We start from the raw sequence: 22991 nt of genomic DNA, 5'->3' as shown, positions 1-22991 counted from the left end.
CGTGCCAGGAGCGCGGGGACGTGTCAGACGCGAGCCCCTGCCCCGGCGCGTCGCCGCAGCGACCACAGCAGCGGGACGCCGAGCACGCTCATGACCGCGAAGCCGTAGACGGCCGAGTACCGCAGCTCCGGGGCGCTCAGGAGCACGCCGTGGGCGAGCGCAGACCCGAGCCACGTCCACAGGAACAGCACCAGCGGCACGGTGTCGTGGCCCGGGTGTACCCGGCCGGTCCGGTCGAGCAGGTCCAGCCCCACCGCCATCAGCGTGGCGACGAGGACCCAGCCGAGATAATTGGTGAGTGGGATCTGCTCGATGCCCGGCAGGCCGCCGCCGTTGCACCAGCTCCACTGTCCGTCGGACACCATCTGCGGGTCGAGGTACAGGTCCCAGCCGACCATCCCCACCGTGGTGAGCGCGATACGGGTCACCCGCTCGCGGTTCCCGCCCGGCCACGGCATCCCGCCGCGGGCGAGCAGCGAGGCCACGTACCAGACCGGGTACATCCCCGCGGTCCAGGCGAGCGGCACCACGAGGGGCACGTCGAACAGGGCGGGACCCAGCCGGTCGGTGGCGTACGCGTAGCAGCCGTACGGGTATCCGGTGGCGGTCCCCACGACCTCGGAGGCGAAGCCGACACCCGCCGTGATCACGAAGAACCCGGCGGTCCAGGCGAGGCCGCGCCGCGCCGCAGCGTGCGCGAGCCCGGCGGCCGCGAGGAGGGTGACCACCGCGACGGTGACGACGTCGCGGGCCTGGCCGGTGGTCAGCGGATAGGCGATCTGCGCGGCGATCGCGCCGCCGGCGAGAACGGCGGGCAGGCGATTCATCGCCGCCACCGCCCCAGCACCCGGCGCAGGGGGCCACCCCCGGCGTCGGCGAGCGCGCGCTGCGCGGCGTTGCGCCCGCTCGCGCCGGAGACCCCGCCCCCGGGATGGGTGGACGCGCCGGTCAGATAGAGCCCGTCGGCACCCGGCACCCGGTGCCCGGACAGCTCCGGCAGCGGCCGCCACATGAACATCTGGTCCAGCGACATCTCCACATGCATGACGTTGCCGCCGATCAGGCCCAGTTCGCGTTCGATCTCGTGCGGGGTCTGGATGTGCCGGTGCCGGACGGAACCGGCGAAGCCGGGGGCGAAGCGCTCTATCTCGGCGACGATCCGATCCGCCTCCGACTCGGCCAGTGCGGGCCACCGCCGGCCACCGGAGAGCCGGTACGGGTGCCACTGCGACCACAGGGTCACCTGGTGTTCGCCGGGCGGTGCGATCGACGGATCGATCGCCGTGAAACTCATGGCCAGCACGGCCGGCCGCGGCGGTAGTTCCCCCGCCAGTGCCGCGCCGTGCGCGAGCCGGAGCCGGGCGCGGTCCTCGACGAGCAGTTGCAGGCCCCGCACGGCGTCGGACTCGTCGGCGGGACCGCTGGGGTACCGCGGCAGCGCGTCGGTCGCCAGGCGCAGCACCATGCCGATGCCGGGGCCGACGCGGATCCGGCGCCGCCATGCGTTCAGGCGGGCGCGGTCGAATCCGCCGCGTTCGAGCAGATCGAACGTGGTCAGCACGTGGCAGCCGGCGATCACGGTGCGCGCGGTGACGGTGCGTCCCGAGTCGGTACGTACCGCCCAGCCGTCCCCGGCCCGGCGGATCTCGGCGGCGGCATCGCCGAGGGTGACGACGCCGCCGTCGACCGCGAGGCGGGCGGCCAGGGCCCGGGTCAGCGCGCCGCTTCCGCCGACGGCGCGGCCGGGCGGCAGCGTGTGCATCAGCGCGGCGAAGCCGACCATGGGGGCGGTGCCGGGTTCGGACATCGGGGGGCCGGACTGGGCACCGAACCAGGCGAGGGCGGCCTTGAGCGGCTCGTCGTCGAAGTACTCGTCGAGCAGGGCGTCGCCGGTGGTGAGGAACTGCCGGGAGAGGTCGCTGCCGCCACTGCCGGTGTCGAGGCCCCAGAAGGACGACAGCAGGTGCCGGCCGGTCGGCGGCACCGAGAACGAGCGCATCACCCGGGCGCTGCGCGGACCCCACACCGTCACGAAGCGGCGGTAGGCGTCGGCCTCGCGCGCTCCGCATGCGGCCTCGACGGATCGGCAGGTGCGGTCGAGATCACGATGGAAGACGATGCCCGGACGGTCGCTGCCCACGGGGGCGGGCGCGAACGCCCACGGGTCGCAGTCGACGTAGCGCAGGCCGTGGGCGGCGAGCTCGAGTTCCTCGACGATGCCGGTGTGCCGGATCATGACGTGGGCCGACGAGCCGCGGTCGACGGCGTGGCCCGGGAAGCGTTCCACGGTCGACACGGCGCCGCCGAGCACGGTGTCCCTCTCGAGCACCTCCACCGACCAGCCGGCACGGGCCAGATAGCACGCGCTCACCAGGGCGTTGTGCCCGGAACCCACGACGACGGCATCGATCACCCCGCCCACGCTACGGACCTTCGAGCGGAAGGTCCCGTCCCAGGACGGCGAAGGGGCGGGCGTCCCCGGTGAACCGGAACTGCCGGACGACGTCGCGGAACCCGAATCGTCGGTACAGCCGCCAGGCCCGGTTGTCCTCGCCGGCGATCTCGGGAGTGGACAGCAGGACCGTGCGCTCGGGGCGGTCGCTCAGCAACCGGCGCAGGAGCGCCTCCCCGATGCGGTGACCCTGGGCGTCCGGCCGCACGTGCAGTTCGGTCAGCTCGAAGTAGTCGCCGAGGACGGCGTCGATCGTCTCCGGGGGGTAGCCGGCGTGGCGCATCCCGGTCCGCACCTGCTGATTCCACCACTGGTGCGGCGACCCGCGATAGCCGTAGGCGATCGCGACGAGCCTCGACGGTTCGTCCGGCAGTGCCGCCGCGACAGCTTTCCATCCCGGCCGGGCGGAGTGCTCGGACCACATGGGCGCGCGGTGGTACTCGGTGCCGCGCGGGTATCGCATGGCGGCCACGTAGATGGGCAGCACCTCGGGCAGTCGCGCGCGGAACTCGGCAGCGGACAGATCGACGAGGATCGGCGCCGCGCCCCGCGGGGTCGCATCCGTACTCATGACGGGGACTGGACCGCCTTCCCTTGACGACGTGTCGGTAGGTGCAGCTATATTGAATACGTCGAACGGATGTTCGATACCGGGGATCCGGCGATGTTCGAGGGAAGCGAACATCGCCGGATCGCCGGGGCCGTGACCCGGCCGGTGCCCCGGCGGGGTGCAGGAGGTGTTCGGAGTGATGGTCACGTCACGAACCGCACAGTCGGGTGCGACCGGCCCGCGGGCCGTCGGCCGATCGGACTGCGCCGCCCGCCCGGTGTCGTCGCGCGCCGCGACATTGCTCGACCGTGCCGACGAGCTGCTCTCGGCGGCCGCCGGCACTCCGGAACCGTCCGAGCGATTCCACCTGGCCTATCTCGCCGCCCTGCGCGGTGCCGGCGCCGTGCTCGCGGGCGCCGAGTTGCGGGCGGTGCGGCCGGCGCGGCGTCCCCGCACCCGCAACGCCTGGGTGCTCATGGCCCGCGCGGAGCCGGAGTTCGCCGCCTGGGCGGACTTCTTCGCCGATCGTTCGGACACCCGCGCGGCGATCGAGGCGGGGGTCACGCGTTCCGTGCCCGCCGACGAGGCGAGCCGCTTCTACGACGAGGTGGGCCGCTTTCTCCACGAGGTGGAGGACTACCTGACGGGCGCGGACGACCCGTCGGCGTCCGGGAATTCGAGGTCAGGGGACGACCGGCGCAGCGCATGATCGGTGCAGGGGGCAGCCCGGGTCGTTCGACGGCCCGGGCCAGGGTCGTCGGTCCGTCATACGCAGGACCTTCGGAACCGTGATCGAACTCGAATCCCCAGTTGGTGGTCCCCGCCGGGATGTACTCGTATTATTGAGCCAGGCGGCCGTCAAAGTCGGCCCCCCGTCGATCTGGACCGCAGATCCGGCGGCCACCGTTTAGTGCCGGGGGAGGTACCGTGCCACTCTCCGAGCACGAGCAGCGCATGCTCGAACAGATCGAGAGCGCGCTCTATGCTGAGGATCCCAAGTTCGCCTCTACCGTCCGGGGAAGCCGGATGGGGATGGCGTCCAGTCGGCGTCGGCTCCAGGCCGGCGCGTTGTTCGCACTGGGTTTGGCGTTGTTGATCGCGGGCGTCGCCCTCCCGGTGAAGCCGGGTGGGTTCCCGATCATCAGTCTCGTCGGATTCATCGTCATGTTCGGCGCGGGGGTCCTGCTCCTCCTCGGAGGCAAGCGCGGTCCAGGCGTCGGTGACGGTCCCCGCGGGGCAAGCCGCGGTGCCGGGGATGGTAGGTCCCGCGGCGGCCGCAAGTCCGGTGGAGGGTTCAGCAAGAGGATGGAGGACCGCTTCCGCCGGCGTTTCGAGCAGGAGTAGCGCGACAGTACTTCCACGCGAGTTCTCACGAACGGCGCGTCCCGCCACGGGACGCGCCGTTCGTCGTTCCCGGACGAGCGGCGGCCGCGGCGCCGGGCGCCCCACCGTCCCCCACGTTCGTACCCCACTTCCGCCCACTCCGGCTCCCGGGACCGGCGCGCAGCGGAGGCGACGGAGCCGACCAGCGTGTTTCCCGCGTCCGGGTTCGCTGTCCCGCGCCCGCGTCTCGGTCCGCGCGTCGCGACGCTGCCCGCGCCGTGCGTCGTCGCCCACTCCGCCCCACCCGCCGTGAACTGCGCACAGTCGAAAAACGGCGCCGCGCGCGGGCGCGTAAGCGGTTGAACGTGGGGGAAAGTGGGGTAGTGTGGGTCGCGGCGGAGGGGTTCCTCCGTCGGGTAGTAGGCAGGGTCCGGCCGGGGCGTGGCGGGGGGTGTCGAGTGTTCCTCGGTACCCACACACCCAAGCTGGACGACAAGGGGCGGCTCACGCTGCCCGCGAAGTACCGAGACGAACTGGCGGGAGGGTTGATGATCACGAAGGGTCAGGACCACAGCCTTTCCGTCTTTCCGCGCGACGAGTTCGCCGCCCTGGCCGAGCGCGCCGCCGCGGCCTCGCGGAGCAATCCGCAGGCCCGGGCGTTCCTCCGGAGTCTGGCGGCGGGAACCGACGAGCAGCGTCCCGATGCGCAGGGCCGGATCACCCTGTCCGCCGCCCACCGCAAGTACGCGGGGCTCACGAAGGACTGCGTCGTGATCGGTGCCGTCAAACACCTGGAGATCTGGGACGCGGCGGCGTGGGAGCAATACCTCGCCGAGCACGAGGAAGAGTTTTCGGAAGCGAGAGACGAGGCCCTGCACGACATTCTGTGACCGGAACCGCAGCAGCGACCGCAGTGCCACCGCGGCGAGTGCCGCGAGGCCTCTGCCCGACAGCGACCCTGACACACTTCCCCAGTGCCAGGTTCGTGAAACGGAACCCTGACGTACTTCCCCAACGCCAGGTTTCCAGTTCGGACAGAGACCTCGATGCATTCGCCGCGGTCGTATCCGGAGGCGTGACTGCGAACCCCCCGACCGAAGCCACGATCCGATCGCCCACGAACCGAGCAGGACAACCGGAGGAAGAATGGCGGAGGGTCAGGACGCGGCGGCAGTTCCGGAGGCCGGGAGTCCGGAGAGCTTCGGTCACATCCCCGTCCTGCTCGGCCGCGCCGACGAACTGCTCGGCCCCGCCATTGATGCCGCCGGCCCGGGCGCGATCTATGTGGACGCCACCCTCGGTCTCGGCGGACACTCCGAGCACTTCCTTCGGACCTATCCGGGTATGCGCCTGATCGGGCTCGATCGCGACCCCGAGGCCCTCGCCGTCGCCCGCCGGCGGCTCGCGCCGTTCGCCGACCGCACGCAGTTCGTGCACACCCGCTACGACGGCATCGCCGACGCCCTCGCCTCGTGCGGGCTGGATCGGGTCGGCTCCGTGCATGCGATCCTGTTCGACCTCGGCGTGTCCTCGATGCAGCTCGACGAGGCCGAGCGCGGCTTCGCCTACTCCCGCGACGCACCCCTGGACATGCGCATGGACCCCACCACGGGCGTCACCGCGGCCGACGTGCTCAACACCTACAGCCACGGCGACCTCGCCCGCATACTCAGCACCTACGGGGAGGAGCGGTTCGCCGGGAAGATCGCCTCGGAGATCGTGCGGCAGCGGGCGAAGACGCCGCTGCGCACGAGCGGGGAGCTGGTGGAGCTGCTGTACCGGGCGATTCCGGCCGCGTCCCGCCGCACCGGCGGCCATCCCGCCAAGCGCACGTTCCAGGCGCTGCGGGTCGAGGTCAACGGGGAACTCGACTCGCTGCGCGCCGCGATCCCGGACGCCCTGGACGCTCTCGCCGTCGGGGGACGGGTGGTGTTCATGTCGTACCAGTCCCTCGAGGACCGCGTGGTCAAGCAGATTCTCACCCCGCTGACGAAGTCGAAGAGCCCGGAGGGGCTCCCGGTGGAACTTCCGGGTACCGGGCCCGAATTGCGGATGCTCACCCGCGGGGCGGAACGGGCGACGGAGCAGGAGATCGAGGCCAATCCGCGTTCGGCGCCCGTGCGCCTGCGTGCCGCGGAACGAATCGCCAGGAGGTAACCGATGACCGTACAGGTGGCAGCACCTGCTCGCCGTCCGGCTCGATCCACGGCTGCGCAGCGGGCGTATCAGCGGCGCAGCCGTCGCACGGCGCACCTGACCCCGGACACGGCGACTCCCGCACCGGCTCGCCGCGGCGGTAGTGTGGCGGCGCGAATTCCGTTCGTGGCCACCATTATCGGTCTCCTCGGCATCGGCATGGCCGTAACCCTGCTGCTGACCACGCGCGCCGCGGAGGACTCCTACCAGCTCAGCGCCGCACGCGACTACAACCAGCGCCTGATCCAGGAGCGCGCCGTGCTGCAGCGCGACGTCGAAACCGGCAACTCGGCGCCGGTGCTGGCGATGCAGGCTGCAAAGCTCGGCATGATCCCCACCGGCGAGGTCGCGCGCCTGGTCGTCGGCGACGACGGCGGTGTGCGCGTGGTGGGAACCCCGGCCCCCGCCGAGGGGGCACCGGCCGCGCCACTGAACCCCCCGGCGGCCGATGACCGGACCCGGGCCCAGCTTCCGCCGCTCGCGGGTAGCGCGGGGAGCGAGAACCCGCGGCCGCTGACCCCGTCCGCCGGCACCGACCGGGCCGCCGCGCCGTCGGTCGGCGCCGCGGGTGAGGCCCCCACCGCGACGACCCCGGGCGCCGCGCCGTCCGCTGCGGCGGCCGTGCCGCCCGGGGCTGCGGCGGTACCGGCCGGGGCTACTGCGGCGGTACCGGCCGGGGAGCCTGCCTCGGCACCCCCGGACGCCACGCCGTCGCCCGGCAATGCCGGGGCCGCGCCCGGTCAGCCGGAACAATTGGTGCCCGTGACCCCTGCGACGCACGCCGAGGACGGGCGCCGGTGAGGCGAGGGACCCCACCGTCTTCCCGGCCGGTCCGCGGCCGCCCTGCTCCTTCCCGCCGGCCGGTGCCCGCCCGGCGCACCCGCCCGCGCAAGGCCTCCGGCGGAGCGGACACCACCGGGTTCCGGTTCCGCTACCGGTACGGGCGCGCAGTCATGTTCCTGGCCCTCGGGGTCGCGGCCGTGCAACTGCTGTGGGTTCAGGTCGTCCAGGCGCCGCAGCTGACCGCCGAGTCGGCCAGCCAGCGCACGACGCGGCTCGTCGAGCCTGCCACCCGCGGCACCATCGCCGACCGGAACGGCAGTCCGCTGGCCTACACGATGGAGGCGAAGGCGCTCACCTTCCAGCCCGTCCGCGTCCGGCGAGAGCTGGACGAGGCGCGCGCCGAGGACCCGACGCAGCCGGAGACCGACGCGTATCTGGAGGGTCTCGCGAAGGCGATCCACGAGGCGCTCGGAGCGGCCGCCCCCGAGGACGAGATCCTCGACAAGCTGCGCAGCGACGAGACCTTCGTCTATCTGGCGCGCGGCGTCGATCCGGCCGTGGCGACCTCGCTCGTCGACGAGTACGACAAGGTCGGTCTCGAGCGTCAGGACATCCGGCTGTATCCCGGCGGCTCGCTCGCCGCCAACCTCGTCGGCGCGACGGGCTGGGACGGGCACGGCCTCCTCGGTCTCGAGGATTCCATGGACTCCGTGCTCGCCGGCACCGACGGCTCCTCGACGTACGATCGGGGCTCCGACGGCGCGGTGATCCCCGGCAGCTGGCGCGATCAGCAACCTGCCGTCGACGGTTCCGCGGTGGAACTGACCATCGACTCCGACGTCCAGTACTACGTGCAGCAGCAGGTGCAGCGCGCCAAGGACCTGTCCGGGGCGAAGAACGCGTCCGCCGTCGTGCTCGACGCCCGGACCGGCGAGGTCGTCGCCATGGCCAACGACGGCACGTTCGACCCGTCGATCGGGGTCGGCAACAACCCGAAGGACGCCGAACTCGGGAATCCCGCCGTCAGCACCCCCTTCGAGCCGGGGTCGGTGAACAAGATCGTCACCGCGGCCGCCGCGATCGAGGACGGCCTCACCACCCCCGACGAGGTGCTGCAGGTGCCCGGCACGATCCGCATGGCCGGCGTCACCGTCAAGGACGCGTGGGACCACGGCGTCGTGCCCTACACCGCCACCGGTGTGTTCGGGAAGTCCTCCAACGTGGGGACCCTGATGCTCGCGGAACGGGTCGGCGAGGACCGGTTCGCGCAGATGCTCGGCCTGTTCGGCCTCGGGCAGCGCACCGACGTGGGCCTGCCGGGCGAGTCCGCCGGCAGCGTGCCGAGCCGCGAGCAGTGGTCCGGCGGCACCTTCGCCAACCTGCCGATCGGGCAGGGCCTGTCGATGACGCTGCTCCAGATGGCAGGGATCTACCAGGCCATCGCCAACGACGGCGAGCGGATTCCGCCGCGCGTCGTCCGGGCGGTCGTCGCACCCGACGGCACCCGCACCGAGACACCCCGGCCGGACCCGGTGCGGGTGGTCAGCCCGCAGACCGCCGCCACCGTGCGCGACATGTTCCGCGCCGTGGTACAGGACGACACCGGGAACCAGCGCGGCACCGGCACCCCGGCGGCGATCGAGGGCTACCAGGTCTCCGGCAAGACCGGCACCGCCCAGCAGGTCGACCCCGCATGCAAGTGCTACTCGAACTCGAACTACTGGATCACCTTCGCGGGGATCGCGCCCGCCGACCGCCCCCGCTACGTGATCGGCATCATGCTCGACGCGCCCACCCGCAGCGCCGACGGCAGCGGCGGGCAGTCCGCCGCACCGCTGTTCCACACGATCGCCTCGTGGTTGCTGCAGCGCGAGGGCGTGCCGCTGTCGGCGGACCCGGGCAGCAAGCTGATCCTGCAGGTGGACTGAGCCGCGCGGGTGCGGTCGATCGCCGAGCACGTGTCGGCGGCACCGCCGCCCGTCGGTAACCTGACACGTCGGTACCGTGACACCGCGGTCGAGCCCCGGTGCTCGGGAACAGCGCGGCCGCGGGAGTAGAGGAACGGCAGGAGACACTGCCGCGGAGCGAGAGGAGCCTGGTGCCTGTGCCGTCGAGTCCGGACCCGTCCCCGCCGGGAGGCGGCCTGAGACCCGAGCATCCACCGGTGACGCAGCTCCGCGACCTCGCTGCCGCCGTGGGCGCCACCGTCGGCACCGTCGCACCGGGCGCCACGACCTCCGCCGCGGGCCTCCCGGTGTTCGTGACCGGCGTCGACCTGCGGGCCCAGGGGGTGCAGCCCGGCGACCTGTTCGCCGCACTCCCGGGCGCCCGCGCGCACGGCGCCGAATACGCCGCGGAGGCCCTGGAACGGGGTGCTGTCGCCGTCCTCACCGACGCCGCCGGATGCGAGCACCTCGCCGCCGTCGTCACCCGCCCCGTGCCGGTGCTGGTCCACCCGGATCCGCGGTCGGTCCTCGGCGTCGTCTCCGCCGCCATCTACGGCGACCCGTCGCAGCACATGCAGGTCGTCGGCATCACCGGCACCTCCGGCAAGACCACCAGCGCCTATCTGGTCGAGGCGGGGCTCGCCGCCGCCGGGCGGGTCACGGGCCTGGTCGGCACCATCGAGACCCGCCTCGCGGGCCGGCGGGTCCCCAGCGCGCTCACCACCCCCGAGGCCCCGCAGCTGCACGCCCTGTTCGCGGCCATGCGCGAGCAGGGCATCGACACCGTGGTGATGGAGGTCTCGAGCCACGCCCTGTCCCTGGGGCGGGTCGCCGGGGTCCGCTTCGCGGTCGGTGCCTTCACGAACCTGTCCCAGGACCACCTCGACTTCCATCGCGACCTCGACGACTACTTCGGGGCGAAGGCCCGGCTGTTCGCGGCGGACTCGCCCGTGCGGGCCCGCCGTGCCGTCGTGTGCATCGACGACGAGTGGGGCGTGCGGATGGCCGGGATCGCCCGCGCCGCCCACCCTGCGGAGCCCGAGGCGGTGCGCACCGTCGCCACCACCGGAACCGCCGACTGGACGGCGACGGCGGTCCGCACCGAGCCGTCCGGCTCCCAGGTGTTCACCCTCGCCGGGCCCGACGGCACCGCACGGCGCGTCGCGGTGCGCCTGCCCGGCCACTACAACGTCGCCAACGCCGCCCTCGCCGTCGCGGTGTGCGCGGCGGTCGGGGTCGACGTCGACGCCGCGGCCGCCGGCATCGCCGACGTCGACGTACCCGGACGGGTGGAGCGGGTCGACCGCGGGCAGGGTTTCCTCGCCGTCGTCGACTATGCGCACAAGCCGGCCGCACTCGAGGCCGTCATCGCGACGTTGCGCGGACGGGCGGCCGGCGGCCGGCTCGCCGTCGTCGTCGGTGCGGGCGGCGACCGCGACCACGGCAAGCGTCCGCTCATGGGCGACGTCGGAGCCCGTGGGGCGGACCTGCTCGTCGTCACCGACGACAACCCCCGCACCGAGGATCCGGCGGTCATCCGCGCCGCGCTGCTCGCCGGTGCCCGCGCCGTCCCCGAACAGCAGCGGGGGGAGATCCGCGAGATCGGTGACCGGGCCGCCGCCGTCGAGGCGGCCGTGCGCTGGGCACGCCCGGGCGACATCGTCCTCGTGGCAGGCAAGGGCCACGAGACCGGCCAGGAGATCCACGGGGTCAAGCACCCCTTCGACGACCGCGAAGTGCTCGCCGCGGCCATCGACCGGTTCGCCGGCGCAGGTAGCGAGCAGTACGGAGGCACCGAATGATCCCGATGACACTCGCCCGCATCGCGGAGGTGGTCGGTGGGACACTGCACGACGTCGACGACCCGGCCGTCGAGGTGACGGGCACCGTCGAGTTCGACTCCCGCAAGGTCACCCCGCGCGGGCTGTTCCTGGCGCTGCCGGGGGCCCGCTCCGACGGGCACGACCACGCCGCCGACGCCATCGCCGCCGGCGCCGCCGCGGTGCTCGCCGCCCGACCGGTGGGTGTGCCCGCCGTCGTGGTGCCGCCGGTGCCGCCGGTCGAGACCAACTCGCTGGCCTTCGAACACGACCCCGACGGCTCGGGTGCCGCCGTCCTCGCCGCGCTGGGTGCCCTCGCCCGCGCCGTGGTCGACGAGCTCACCGCCGACGGGCTGACCGTCGTCGGCGTCACCGGATCCGCGGGCAAGACCTCCACGAAGGACCTGCTTGCCGCGGTGCTCGCGCCGCTCGGCCCGGTCGTCGCCCCTCCCGGCTCCTTCAACAACGAGCTCGGGCATCCGTGGACGGCGCTGCGCGCCACCACCGACACCCGATTCCTGGTGCTGGAGATGTCGGCCCGCGGACCCGGGCACATCGCCGCCCTCGCCACCGTCGCGCCGCCCCGCATCGGGGTGGTGCTCAACGTCGGCACCGCCCACCTGGGGGAATTCGGTTCCCAGGAGGTCATCGCCCGGACGAAGGGGGAGCTCGTCGAGGCCCTGCCGGCCGCCGAGGAGGGCGGCGTGGCGATCCTCAACGCGGACGACCCCCTGGTCGCCGCGATGGCACCGCGCACCCGCGCCCGCGTGGTGCTCGTCGGCAGCGACCCGGCCGCGCAGGTCCGGGCCACCGACGTCCACCTCGACGAGCACGCCCGTCCCACGTTCACCCTCGTCGTGCGCGACGACGGCACCGAGCGCCGCACCACGGTCACCCTCGCGGTGCACGGCGAGCACCACATCGGCAACGCCCTGGCGGCCGCGGCCGTCGCGCTCGAGTGCGGCGCCACGCCCGAGCAGGTCGCGACCGCGCTCGGCGGTGCCGGCGCGGTGTCGGCGCACCGTATGGACGTGCGCACCCGTGCCGACGGCGTCACCGTCGTCGACGACGCGTACAACGCCAACCCGGACTCGATGCGGGCGGCGCTCAAGGCGCTGGTGACCATGGCCCGCGCCGGCGACAGCCCGCGCCGGACCTGGGCGGTGCTGGGGGAGATGGGCGAACTCGGTGACGAGTCCGTCGTCGAGCACGACGCCATCGGCCGGCTCGCGGTGCGCCTGGACGTCACCCGCATCGTCGCGGTCGGCGCGACCCGCCCGGTCCGCGGTCTCTACCAGGGTGCGGTGATGGAAGGATCCTGGGGCGACGAGGCGAGCCACGTCCCCGACGCCGCCGCCGCGATCGAGCTCCTCGAGCGCGAGCTGCGGCCCGGCGACCTGGTACTGGTCAAGGCCTCGCAGTCCGTCCGGTTGTGGACGGTGGCGGAGGCGATCCTCGCAGGAACGGCGGGTACGGCAGGAACGGAAACGGAGGCCGCACGGTGAGACAGATCCTCTTCGCCGCGGGAATCGCACTGGCGGTGTCGATCCTGCTGACGCCGGTGCTGATCAAGGCATTCTCGCGGCAGGGATTCGGTCAGGAGATCCGCGTCGAAGGACCGCAGAGCCACCAGTCCAAGCGCGGCACACCGACCATGGGCGGCGTCGCGATCCTCGCCGGCCTGTGGGCCGGATACTTCGGTGCGCACGCGATCGGTCTGGCCTACGAGGGGGCGGAGGGACCGTCGGCCTCGGGTCTGCTCGTGCTGGGCCTGACCACCGCCCTCGGCGGCGTCGGCTTCCTCGACGACTTCATCAAGATCCGCAAGCAGCGCAATCTGGGCCTGAACAAGACCGCCAAACTGGTCGGTCAGCTCGTCGCCGCGGTCGCGTTCGGCATCCTCGCCCTGCAGTTCCGCAACGGCGACGGACTCACCCCGGGCAGCACCCACCTGTCCTACGTGCGCGACATCGCCACCGTCTCGATGGGCGCGGTGGTGTTCATCCTCTTCGTGTACCTGCTCGTCAGCGCGTGGTCCAACGCGGTCAACCTCACCGACGGCCTCGACGGGCTCGCCGCCGGGTCGATGAGCCTCGTGCTCGGCGCCTACGTGATCATCACGTTCTGGCAGTACCGCAACTCGTGCGTCGCCGACCCCGGCAAGGGCTGCTACGACGTGCGGGACCCGCTCGACCTGGCGCTGCTGTGCGCCGCCGGCGCCGCCGCGTGCATCGGCTTCCTGTGGTGGAACGCCGCCCCCGCGAAGATCTTCATGGGCGACACCGGCTCGCTCGCCCTCGGCGGCATGCTCGCGGGCCTGTCCGTCACCACGCGCACCGAGCTGCTCATGGTGGTCATCGGCGCCCTGTTCGTCGCCGAGGCGGCGTCCGTCGTCATCCAGGTGGCGGTGTTCCGGTCCAGCCGGCGTCGCGTGTTCCGGATGGCGCCGTTCCATCACCACTTCGAGCTCGGCGGCTGGGCGGAGACGACGGTGATCATCCGGTTCTGGTTGCTCGCCGCCATCGCGTCGGCCATCGGCATGGCCCTGTTCTACAGCGAATACCTAGCGGCGATCGGGGACTGACACCGTGACAGACGAACTGCGCCGCCAAGACCTGGACCGGCTCCGCGGCGCCCGCGTGCTCGTCGCCGGCGGCGGGATGTCCGGTCGTGCCACCCTCGCCCCCCTCAGCGACCTCGGCGCGACGGTGACCGTCACCGACCGCGACCCGCAGGCCCTCGCGCGCTGCCGTGAGCTCGGCGCCGACACCGTCGATCTCGACGACCTCGTCGCGGACGCGTCGTCGCTGCACGAGTATGCGCTGGTCGTGACGAGCCCCGGCTTCGCGCCCGACGCGCCGCTGCTCTCGCACGCCGCCGGCGCCGCCGTGCCGATCTGGGGCGACATCGAGCTGTCCTGGCGCATCGACCGCGCCGAGATCTACGGCCCGCCGCGGCGCTGGCTCGTCGTCACCGGCACCAACGGCAAGACCACGACGACGACGATGCTGCAGTCGATCCTCGAGGCCGCCGGGCTCGCGTCCGTGGCGTGCGGCAACATCGGCCTGCCGGTCCTCGACGCGCTGCGCCGCGCGGACCCCCGCGCCGACGTCCTCGCCGTGGAACTGTCGTCGTTCCAGCTGCACTGGGCGCCGTCCGTGCGGCCCGAGGCCGGCGTGATCCTCAACATCGCCGAGGACCACCTGGACTGGCACGGCGGGATGGCGGGCTACATCGACGCCAAGGCACGGGCGCTGTCCGGCACCGTGGGGGTGCTCGGCCTCGACGATCCGATCGCCGGGGGCCTGCGCGACCGGTCCCGTGCCGTCGTCACCGTCGGCTTCACGCTCGGCTACCCGCAGCCCGGTGAGCTCGGCATCAGTGGCGACGTTCTGGTCGACCGGGCCTTCGCCGACTCGGCGGTGCTCGCCTCGGTCGTCGACGTGACCCCTGCCGGGCCGGCCGGCCTGTCGGATGCGCTCGCCGCCGCGGCGCTGGCCCGCGCGATCGACGTCCCCGCCTCCGCGGTGCACGACGGTCTGCGCCGGCACCGGGTCGGTCCGCACCGCGCCGCCCCGGTCGGCACCGTCGGCGGCGTGGAGTACGTCGACGATTCGAAGGCCACCAATCCGCACGCGGCCCGCACGTCGCTGCTCGCCCACGACCGGGTGGTGTGGGTGGCCGGGGGCCTGCTCAAGGGCGCCCACGTCGACGACCTGGTGGCGGAGGTCGCACCCCGCCTCGCCGGGGTGGTGCTGCTCGGCCGCGACGCCGACCGCATCGCCGACGCGCTGGCGCGACACGCCCCCGAGGTCCCCGTGGTCCTCCTCGACACGCGCGACGATGGGCAGATGAGCACGAGCGAACCGAGGACGGCCCCGGCTGCGGCGCGCCGGGTGGCGCTGCCGGGGGCGGACGGACCCGCGGCCATGCGGGTCGCGGTGCGTGAGGCGGCGTCGCTGGCGACGGCGGGCGACACCGTGCTGCTGGCGCCGGCCGCCGCGTCGCTGGACATGTTCGCCGACTACGCGCAGCGTGGTCGCGCGTTCGCCGCCGCGGTCGAGGAGCTGCGCGGGGGCGGGACGGGGCAGTGAACGCCCCGCAGCCCGCCGACGGGACGGCGCGGAACCGGGTCGGGCTGTGGCTGGCCCGGCCGCTGGCCTCGTTCCACCTGATCGTCACGATCGCGGTGCTGCTCACCGTGCTGGGCCTGGTGATGGTCCTGTCGTCGTCGAGCGTCGAGGCCGTCGCCACCAACGGCTCGGCCTACGGCCTGTTCACCTCGCAGGCGATCTTCGCCGCTCTCGGCCTGGTCATCTTCTATTTCGCCCTGATCGTTCCGGTGCGGGTGCTGCGCCGGTTCTCGTTCCCGGCGTTCGCGGTCACCGTCGTGCTGCTGGTGCTGGTGCTCATCCCCGGCATCGGCACGCTGTCCCAGGGCACCCGGGGGTGGTTCGTCATCGCCGGCGTGTCGCTGCAGCCGTCGGAGCTGGCCAAGATCGCCATCGCCGTGTGGGGCGCGCACCTGCTGGCGTCGCGCCGCGGCGACCGCTCCAGCGCCCGCGAGATGATGGTTCCGCTGGTCCCGGCGACCCTGGTGGTGACCCTGCTGATCATCCTCCAGCCCGACCTGGGCACCACCGTCTCGCTCGCCATCATCGTCCTCGCGCTGCTCTGGTTCGCGGGTCTGCGGCTGCGGGTGTTCCTGACGATCGTCGGTACCGCCGCCGGCCTGGCGGTGCTCCTCGCGCTGACCGCCGGGTACCGGTCCGCGCGGGTGCGGGCCTTCTTCAACCCCGGCGCGGACCCGCAAGGCATCGGCTATCAGGCCCGTCAGGCGAAGTTCTCCCTGGCCGACGGCGGGTTCTGGGGCCGTGGGCTCGGGCAGAGCCGCGCCAAGTGGAGCTACCTGCCCAACGCACACAACGACTTCATCTTCGCCATCATCGGCGAGGAGCTCGGCTTCCTCGGCGGCCTGGCGGTGATCGGCCTGTTCGGTCTGTTCGCCTACGCCGGCCTGCGGATCTCGCTGCGATCGGTGGATCCGTTCCTGCGGCTGCTCACCGCCACCGCCACCACCTGGATCATCGGGCAGGCCTTCATCAACATCGGCTATGTCGTCGGGTTGCTGCCCGTCACCGGCCTGCAGCTTCCGCTCGTCTCGGCCGGCGGCACCTCCACCGCGACGACGCTGCTGATGTTCGGCCTGATCGCCAACGCGGCCCGGCACGAACCCGAGGCCGTCGCCGCCCTGCACGCCGGGCAGGACGGCCGCTTCGGGCGGCTGCTGCGGCTGCCCAAGCCGGAGCAGTACACGCCGTCGCGCGGTGAACCCGTGCGGCTCGACGCCTCCCGGCGTGCCGACCCCGGCCGGATCGAGGCACGCCGGGCCGGCACCGCCGACCGGGGCGGCGGCACGGCGACCCGGGAGCGGCAGACCCCACGGGGCCGCACGCCGCAGGAACGCGCCCGCGGTCAGGGCCGCGCGGCGCAGCCCGCCGCCCCGCGGGACCAACCCCCACGGCAGCCGCGGCGCCGCGCGGGCACGACGACGAACAGCAGAGACGGACGAACCGGAGAGCGAGGAAACCGTAGGTGAGCGGCGAGCAGTCTGCCCTGTCCGTGGTGGTGGCCGGGGGTGGCACCGCCGGGCACATCGAGCCGGCCCTCGCGGTCGCCGACGCGATCCGCCGGCTGGTGCCGACGGCGACGATCACCGCGCTGGGCACCGAGCGGGGGCTCGAGACCACCCTCGTGCCGCAGCGCGGGTATCCACTTGAGCTGATCCCGCCGGTGCCGCTGCCCCGCAAGCTCACCGCCGACCTGGCCAAGCTGCCGGCGCGGGTCCTCGCCTCGGTCCGCCGGACCCGCGAGGTGCTCGACCACACCCACGCCGACGTCGTCGTCGGATTCGGGGGCTACGTGGCGCTGCCCGCCTACCTGGCCGCCGGTGCCGGACCGCTGCGCCGCCGGCGCCGCATCCCCGTCGTCGTGCACGAGGCCAACGCCCGCGCCGGCATCGCCAACAAGATCGGGGCCCTGCGCGCCGAGCGTGTCCTGGCCGCCGTCCCGGGTTCGGGCATCGTGCGCCGCGGCGACGCCGAAATCGTCGGCATCCCGGTCCGGTCGTCGATCACCGGGCTGGACCGGGCGGCGCTGCGGGCGCAGGCGCGGGCGCACTTCGGGCTCCCCCCGGAGGGGCCGGTGCTGCTGGTGTTCGGTGGCTCGCAGGGCGCCCGATCGCTCAACGAGGCCGTCTCGGGAGCCGCCGGTCCGCTCGCCGCGGCGGGCATCGCCGTGCTGCACGCCCACGGCCCGAAGAACACCCTCGACGTGCCCGCACGTCCCGAGCACGACCGGTATCCCTACGTCGCCGTGCCCTACCTGACCCGGATGGACCTGGCGTACTCCGCCGCCGACGCGGTGATCTGCCGCTCCGGGGCGATGACCGTCGCCGAGGTGTCCGCGGTCGGCCTGCCGGCGGTGTACGTGCCGCTGCCGCACGGCAACGGGGAGCAGGAACTCAATGCCCGGCCGGTGGTGGCGGCGGGAGGTGGAATGATCGTGGCGGACGAGGAACTGACGCCGGCGTTCGTGGCCGATGCGGTGATCCCCCTGCTGCGCGACGCAGCCCGTCTGACCGAGATGGGACGGCGTGCGGCAGGGGCGGGCCACCGCAGCGCCGCCGCCGAGGTGGCGCGGATCGTGCTGGACGTCGCAGGCGTGGAAGCGAACAGGAGTGATCGATGAGCGAGCAGCTGCCCCCGCAGCTCGAGCGGGTGCACATGGTGGGTATCGGCGGGGCCGGGATGTCCGGCATCGCCCGGATCCTGCTCGCTCGCGGCGGGAAGGTCTCCGGATCGGACGCCAAGGAGAGCCGCGGCGTGCTGGCGTTGCGCGCGCGGGGGGCCTCGGTGCGCATCGGACACGACGCGAGCGCGCTGGATCTGCTCGAGGGCGGCCCCACCGCCGTGGTGACGACGCACGCCGCGATCCCCCAGGACAACCCCGAGCTGGTCGCCGCCCGGGAACGCGGCGTTCCCGTCCTGCTGCGCCCGGCGGTGCTGGCGGCCCTGATGCGCGGGCACCGCACCTTCCTGGTCGCCGGCACACACGGCAAGACGTCGACGACGTCGATGCTGGTGGTGACGCTGCAGCACTGCGGCTTCGACCCGTCCTTCGCGGTGGGCGGCGAGCTCAACGAGTCCGGCACCAACGCGCACCACGGCAGCGGCGACGTGTTCGTCGCCGAGGCCGACGAGAGCGACGGCTCGCTGCTGCAGTACGACCCCGACGTGGTGATCGTGACCAACATCGAGGCGGACCACCTCGACTTCTTCGGCACGGAAGAGGCATACGTGCGGGTGTTCGACGAGTTCGTCGACCGCATCGCCCCCGGCGGGCTGCTCGTGGCGTGCCTCGACGACCCCGGCTCGGCCGCCCTGGCGCGGCGGGCGACGGCCCGTCGCGCCGACGACCTGCGGATCACCGGATACGGCACGGCGGCAGCGGTGGGCGACCGCGCCGAGGTGGACGGCGTGCCGGTCGGCGTGCGGCTGCTCAACTGGGAGGCCAAGGACGTCGGGGGAGTCGCCGAGTTCCACCTCGCCGACGAGGCGGCGCCGCGCACGGTGCGGTTGTCCGTCCCCGGCCGGCACATGGCCCTCAACGCGCTCGCCGCACTGCTCGCCTCCCTCGAGGCGGGCGCCCAGGTCGAGGAGGCCGTCGAGGGCCTGGCCGGCTTCGGGGGCGTGCACCGGCGATTCCAGTACAGCGGCCGCGAGCACGGCGTGCGGGTGTTCGACGACTACGCCCACCATCCCACCGAGGTCCGCGCCGTCCTCGCCGCGGCCGCGGAACTGGTCGCCGGCGAACCGGTCCGCTACACCGAGACCGGCACCGAACGACCCCGCGTGATCGTCGTCTTCCAGCCGCACCTGTACTCGCGCACCGAGACCTTCGCCACCGAGTTCGGTGCGGCCCTCGACCTCGCCGACGAGGTCGTGGTGCTGGACGTCTACGGTGCGCGGGAGGAGCCCCGGCCGGGCGTGAGCGGAGCCCTCGTCGCGCGATCGGTGTCCAAGCCCGTGCACTACCAGCCGGATCTGTCCCTCGTGCCGCGGCAGGTCGCGCGGCTGAGCCGTCCCGGCGACGTCGTGATCACCATGGGCGCCGGCGACGTGACCATGCTCGGGCGCCAGATCCTCGACGCATTGCGCAGCAAGCCGGGCCGGCTGCGGCCGGGGGCTCCTGCCGGACCGGGGCCGGTCGGGTCGTGACGCCCGCCTCCGCCACCCGCACCCGGCCCCGCCGGGCGGCGCGGCCCGCGCGACGGCCGTCGGGCCGGTCCGTGCGGGTGCGGACCGTGCTGATCGGCGCGGCGGTGGTGGCGGCCGTGCTCGGACTGATCGCGGCCGCCTGGCTGTCCCCGCTGCTGTCGGTGCGCAACGTGGAGGTCGTCGGCGCGACGGCGATCCCGCAGGACGAGGTGCTGGCCCGCCTCGAGCTGGCGGAGGGCACGCCGCTGCTGCAGGTCGACACCGCGGCGGCGGCGCAGCGGGTCGCCACGTTGCCGCGGGCCGCGTCGGTGCGGGTACAGCGCGTGTACCCGTCCACCGTGCGGGTCACGGTGACCGAGCGGGAGGCGGTGTTCTTCGTCGACGCGCCGGACGGCACCCACTCGCTCGACGCGGACGGGGTGGACTTCGCGGTCGAGCCGCCGCCCATGCTGACCCCGCGCCTCGTCACCCCCGGCCCCGGTCCCGGCGATCCGGCGACGGCCGCGGCGATCGAGGTGCTCGAGGCGCTGCCGCCCGAGCTGCGCGTCCAGGTGGGCGAGGTGGCCGCTCCGTCGGCGTCGGAGGTCTCGCTCACGCTGCACGACGGCCGGATCGTGGTGTGGGGTGGGGTGGAACGCTCGGAGCGCAAGGCGCAGGTGGTGCTGCCGCTGCTCACCCAGCCCGGCCGGACCTACGACGTGGCGGGCCCCGACCTGCCGACGGTGCGATGACGGCGCGGACGGCGATCGAGGCACGGCGACGAAAATCGTGACCGCCGTCGGCGCGCCTGCTGGCGGATCGCCGCCACCGTGCCATAGCGTTTCGCAGCAGTCGAGATACTTGACATAACCATCGACCTGTGGTTGAGGGTTTGTCCGTACCTCACCCGATGATGATCGAAGCGTGACCGATTTCTCAGGAAGGCGAGAGCCCATGACGCCCCCGCACAACTACCTCGCCGTAATCAAGGTCGTCGGTATCGGCGGTGGCGGCGTGAACGCGGTCAACCGCATGATCGAACAGGGACTCAAGGGAGTCGAGTTCATCGCGGTGAACACCGACGCCCAGGCCCTGCTCATGTCCGACGCCGACGTCAAGCTCGACGTGGGCCGTGAACTCACCCGGGGGCTCGGCGCCGGCGCGGATCCCGAGGTCGGCCGCAAGGCCGCCGAGGACCACAAGGACGAGATCGAAGAGGTGCTCAAGGGCGCCGACATGGTCTTCGTCACCGCCGGCGAGGGCGGCGGGACCGGCACCGGCGGCGCGCCCGTGGTCGCGAGCATCGCCCGCAAGCTCGGTGCGCTGACCGTCGGCGTCGTCACGCGGCCGTTCTCGTTCGAGGGCAAGCGCCGCGGCGGCCAGGCCGACACGGGCATCCAGACCCTGCGCGAGTCCTGCGACACCCTCATCGTCATCCCCAACGACCGGCTGCTGCAGCTCGGCGACGCCGCCGTCAGCCTCATGGACGCGTTCCGCTCCGCCGACGAGGTGCTGCTCAACGGTGTCCAGGGCATCACCGACCTCATCACCACCCCCGGCCTGATCAACGTCGACTTCGCCGACGTCAAGGGCGTGATGTCCGGCGCCGGCAGCGCGCTGATGGGCATCGGTTCCTCCCGCGGGGAGGGCCGGGCCATCAAGGCCGCCGAGGCGGCGATCAACTCGCCGCTGCTCGAGGCGTCGATGGAAGGCGCGCGCGGCGTGCTGCTGTCCATCGCCGGCGGCTCCGACCTCGGCCTGTTCGAGATCAACGAGGCGGCTTCGCTGGTGCAGGAGGCCGCCCACATCGACGCGAACATCATCTTCGGCACCGTCATCGACGACTCCCTGGGCGACGAGGTGCGCGTCACCGTCATCGCGGCCGGGTTCGACGGCGGCACCCCGGCGCGGCGTCCCGTGGAATCGGCCCCGCCGACCACCGCAACGCGCGGCGGCACCATCGGCGCGGGACGTGCCGGCGACGTCGGCCGCCCGGAGCGGGAGCGGGCCGAGGAGATGCCGGCGCGTGAGCAGCAGCCCGTCGCGGGCAGTTCGCTGCCGCCGATCGGGTCTGCGCAGCCGGCACGGCCGGTGGAGGTCGACGAGGACGGCGACGACGACGTCGACGTGCCGATCTTCATGCGCCGGTGACGGTGGCACAGTCGGCTCTCCGGGCGCGGCGGGTCGTCACCACCCGCGCCGGCGGCGTCTCCGCCCCGCCCTACGACTCGTTCAATCTCGGTGACCACGTGGGTGACGACCCGGCGGCGGTCGAGGCGAACCGTCGCCGCCTCGCCGCGGCGATCGGGCAGCCCTACGAGCGGCTGGTGTGGATGGAGCAGATCCACAGCCGCAACGTCACCGTCGTGGACGGCCCGGTCGACGGCCCGGTGCCCGCGACCGACGCCCTGGTCACGCGCGAGCCCGGCCTCGCGCTCGTCACCCTGAGCGCGGACTGTGTGCCGGTGCTGCTCTCGGACGAGGAGGCGGGCGTGATCGCCGCGGTGCACGCGGGCCGGATCGGCGCCCGCGTGGGCATCGTTCCCCGCGTCCTGGACACGATGGTCGAGCTCGGTGCGCACCGCGAGCGCATCGGCGCGTTCCTCGGGCCCGCCGCGAGCGGACGCCGGTACGAGGTGCCCGCCTCGATGCAGGCCGACGTGGAGGCGCACCTGCCCGGCAGCGCCACCCGCACCGTGCGGGGCACGCCCGGGCTGGACCTGCGCGCGGGGCTGCGCCGGCAACTGCGCGCGCACGGCGTCGTGGCGGTCGCGGAGGATCCCCGGTGCACCATCGAGGATCCGACGTTGTTCAGTCATCGCCGTCAGGCGCCGACCGGACGGTTGGCGGCGGTGATCTGGCTCGAGGCCGTATCGGCCACCGGTGCCGGAGGTGGCCGGTGAGCGCAGCGGATCCCGGCGCGCGGCGCGCCGAGATCGCGGACGGGCTGCGGCGGGCACGCGAGCGGCTCGACGCCGCGGCCCGGGCCGCCGGCCGCGACCCGGCGGAGATCGCCCTGCTGCCGGTGACGAAGTTCTTCCCGGTCTCCGACGTGGAGATCCTCTACGGACTCGGGTGCCGGGCCTTCGGCGAATCCCGCGAACAGGAGGCCGCCGCGAAGGTTGCCGAATTCCGTTCGCGTACAACCGATCCCGCTGTCGCATGGCACATGATCGGCCGGCTGCAGCGCAACAAGGCGCGTGCCGTCGCCCGCTGGGCCCACACCGTGCACTCGGTCGACAGCGTCCGGTTGGCGCACGCACTGGACGCCGGTGCGCAGGCCGCGCAGGAGTCCGGCGACCGCGAGACGCCCGTACGGGTGCTGCTGCAGGTCAGCCTCGACGACGATCCGCAGCGGGGCGGGGTGAGCGCCGCGGACCTGCCCGCACTCGCGGACGAGGTCGCCGCCGCCGGCGGACTCGAGTTGCGGGGCCTGATGGCGGTGCCGCCACTGGGATGGGACCCGGACGCCGCATTCGAACGGCTCGCCGGTCTCCACAGCGGGCTGCGCTCAGATCATCCCGAGGCCACCGAACTGTCGGCCGGCATGTCCGGCGACCTCGAGGCGGCGGTGCGATGGGGTTCGACATGCGTGCGTGTCGGAACCGCGGTGTTGGGCTCGCGGCCGTTAGCCTGAGTGTCGACCGCCGCGCGAGGAAGGTT

20 protein-coding genes are annotated in these 22991 nt (G+C 73.3%); 17 read left to right on the top strand and 3 right to left on the bottom strand.

All coding sequences use genetic code 11. The annotated features are described in order from the left end of the window. Nucleotides 1-23 precede the first annotated feature (23 nt). The 3 genes from HFP48_RS15965 to HFP48_RS15955 are packed head-to-tail and all read right to left on the bottom strand — an operon-like array spanning nt 24 to nt 3023. Nucleotides 24-827 (bottom strand): carotenoid biosynthesis protein, encoded by an 804-nt coding sequence (locus HFP48_RS15965; protein WP_168579748.1) that lies wholly within the window; start codon nt 825-827, stop codon nt 24-26. Continuing rightward, a complete protein-coding gene (locus tag HFP48_RS15960; RefSeq protein WP_168579747.1) occupies nt 824-2413 on the bottom strand; it encodes an NAD(P)/FAD-dependent oxidoreductase in 1590 nt (529 codons plus the stop codon). The genes HFP48_RS15965 and HFP48_RS15960 overlap by 4 nt, the downstream gene beginning before the upstream one ends. A 10-nt stretch (nt 2414-2423) precedes the next feature. After that, a complete protein-coding gene (locus tag HFP48_RS15955; protein WP_029544191.1) occupies nt 2424-3023 on the bottom strand; it encodes a GNAT family N-acetyltransferase in 600 nt (199 codons plus the stop codon). A gap of 178 nt (nt 3024-3201) precedes the next feature. Here HFP48_RS15955 and HFP48_RS15950 point away from each other — a divergent pair, with 178 nt between their 5' ends. The 17 genes from HFP48_RS15950 (at nt 3202) to HFP48_RS15870 (ending at nt 22965) form a co-directional block, all read left to right on the top strand. Continuing rightward, a complete protein-coding gene (locus tag HFP48_RS15950) occupies nt 3202-3711 on the top strand; it encodes an SAV_6107 family HEPN domain-containing protein (RefSeq protein ID WP_029544189.1) in 510 nt (169 codons plus the stop codon). A gap of 218 nt (nt 3712-3929) precedes the next feature. Beyond that, nucleotides 3930-4346 carry a DUF3040 domain-containing protein gene (locus tag HFP48_RS15945; protein ID WP_006933389.1) on the top strand — a complete coding sequence of 139 codons (417 nt, stop codon included), beginning with the start codon at nt 3930-3932 and terminating at the stop codon, nt 4344-4346. 437 nt (nt 4347-4783) lie between these two features. Continuing rightward, a complete protein-coding gene (gene mraZ / locus HFP48_RS15940) occupies nt 4784-5215 on the top strand; it encodes a division/cell wall cluster transcriptional repressor MraZ (RefSeq protein ID WP_010594381.1) in 432 nt (143 codons plus the stop codon). 256 nt (nt 5216-5471) lie between these two features. Then, a complete protein-coding gene (rsmH, locus tag HFP48_RS15935) occupies nt 5472-6482 on the top strand; it encodes a 16S rRNA (cytosine(1402)-N(4))-methyltransferase RsmH (RefSeq protein ID WP_168579746.1) in 1011 nt (336 codons plus the stop codon). Between the two features lie 165 nt (nt 6483-6647). Further along, on the top strand, nt 6648-7322 hold the full coding sequence (locus tag HFP48_RS15930; RefSeq protein ID WP_246872428.1) for a hypothetical protein: 675 nt from the start codon (nt 6648-6650) through the stop codon (nt 7320-7322). A gap of 62 nt (nt 7323-7384) precedes the next feature. Next, a complete protein-coding gene (locus HFP48_RS15925; RefSeq protein WP_168579745.1) occupies nt 7385-9232 on the top strand; it encodes a penicillin-binding protein 2 in 1848 nt (615 codons plus the stop codon). 236 nt (nt 9233-9468) lie between these two features. After that, nucleotides 9469-11052: a UDP-N-acetylmuramoyl-L-alanyl-D-glutamate--2,6-diaminopimelate ligase gene (locus HFP48_RS15920; protein ID WP_246872427.1), complete on the top strand. Its 1584-nt coding sequence runs from the start codon at nt 9469-9471 to the stop codon at nt 11050-11052. Continuing rightward, complete coding sequence (gene murF, locus HFP48_RS15915) at nt 11049-12575, top strand: UDP-N-acetylmuramoyl-tripeptide--D-alanyl-D-alanine ligase (protein ID WP_050035361.1); 1527 nt, start codon at nt 11049-11051, stop codon at nt 12573-12575. The genes HFP48_RS15920 and murF overlap by 4 nt, the downstream gene beginning before the upstream one ends. Further along, nucleotides 12572-13654 carry a phospho-N-acetylmuramoyl-pentapeptide-transferase gene (mraY, locus tag HFP48_RS15910; protein WP_003934158.1) on the top strand — a complete coding sequence of 361 codons (1083 nt, stop codon included), beginning with the start codon at nt 12572-12574 and terminating at the stop codon, nt 13652-13654. Before murF ends, mraY begins: the two co-directional genes overlap by 4 nt. A gap of 4 nt (nt 13655-13658) precedes the next feature. Then, on the top strand, nt 13659-15164 hold the full coding sequence (gene murD, locus HFP48_RS15905; protein ID WP_161996732.1) for a UDP-N-acetylmuramoyl-L-alanine--D-glutamate ligase: 1506 nt from the start codon (nt 13659-13661) through the stop codon (nt 15162-15164). Beyond that, complete coding sequence (gene ftsW, locus HFP48_RS15900; RefSeq protein ID WP_006933403.1) at nt 15161-16669, top strand: putative lipid II flippase FtsW; 1509 nt, start codon at nt 15161-15163, stop codon at nt 16667-16669. The genes murD and ftsW overlap by 4 nt, the downstream gene beginning before the upstream one ends. Then, entirely contained in the window at nt 16666-17820 is a 1155-nt protein-coding gene (gene murG, locus HFP48_RS15895) for an undecaprenyldiphospho-muramoylpentapeptide beta-N-acetylglucosaminyltransferase (RefSeq protein WP_006933407.1), read from the top strand. The genes ftsW and murG overlap by 4 nt, the downstream gene beginning before the upstream one ends. Beyond that, nucleotides 17817-19349: a UDP-N-acetylmuramate--L-alanine ligase gene (murC, locus tag HFP48_RS15890; protein ID WP_006933408.1), complete on the top strand. Its 1533-nt coding sequence runs from the start codon at nt 17817-17819 to the stop codon at nt 19347-19349. Before murG ends, murC begins: the two co-directional genes overlap by 4 nt. After that, nucleotides 19346-20080, top strand: a complete 735-nt coding sequence (locus HFP48_RS15885) for an FtsQ-type POTRA domain-containing protein (protein WP_006933410.1) — start codon at nt 19346-19348, stop codon at nt 20078-20080. The genes murC and HFP48_RS15885 overlap by 4 nt, the downstream gene beginning before the upstream one ends. Before the next feature lie 202 nt (nt 20081-20282). Next, nucleotides 20283-21479, top strand: coding sequence for a cell division protein FtsZ (ftsZ, locus tag HFP48_RS15880; RefSeq protein ID WP_006933411.1), 1197 nt, complete (start codon nt 20283-20285; stop codon nt 21477-21479). Continuing rightward, nucleotides 21476-22231 (top strand): peptidoglycan editing factor PgeF, encoded by a 756-nt coding sequence (gene pgeF / locus HFP48_RS15875; protein WP_006933412.1) that lies wholly within the window; start codon nt 21476-21478, stop codon nt 22229-22231. The genes ftsZ and pgeF overlap by 4 nt, the downstream gene beginning before the upstream one ends. Continuing rightward, on the top strand, nt 22228-22965 hold the full coding sequence (locus HFP48_RS15870) for a YggS family pyridoxal phosphate-dependent enzyme (protein WP_043801958.1): 738 nt from the start codon (nt 22228-22230) through the stop codon (nt 22963-22965). The genes pgeF and HFP48_RS15870 overlap by 4 nt, the downstream gene beginning before the upstream one ends. Nucleotides 22966-22991: the final 26 nt, after the last annotated feature.

This window comes from Rhodococcus sp. DMU1 (genome assembly GCF_012272955.1).
GTDB classification, from domain to species: domain Bacteria; phylum Actinomycetota; class Actinomycetes; order Mycobacteriales; family Mycobacteriaceae; genus Rhodococcus; species Rhodococcus aetherivorans.
The sequence above is the reverse complement of the archived record's forward strand: the minus strand, read 5'-3'. Positions and strand labels throughout refer to the sequence as shown.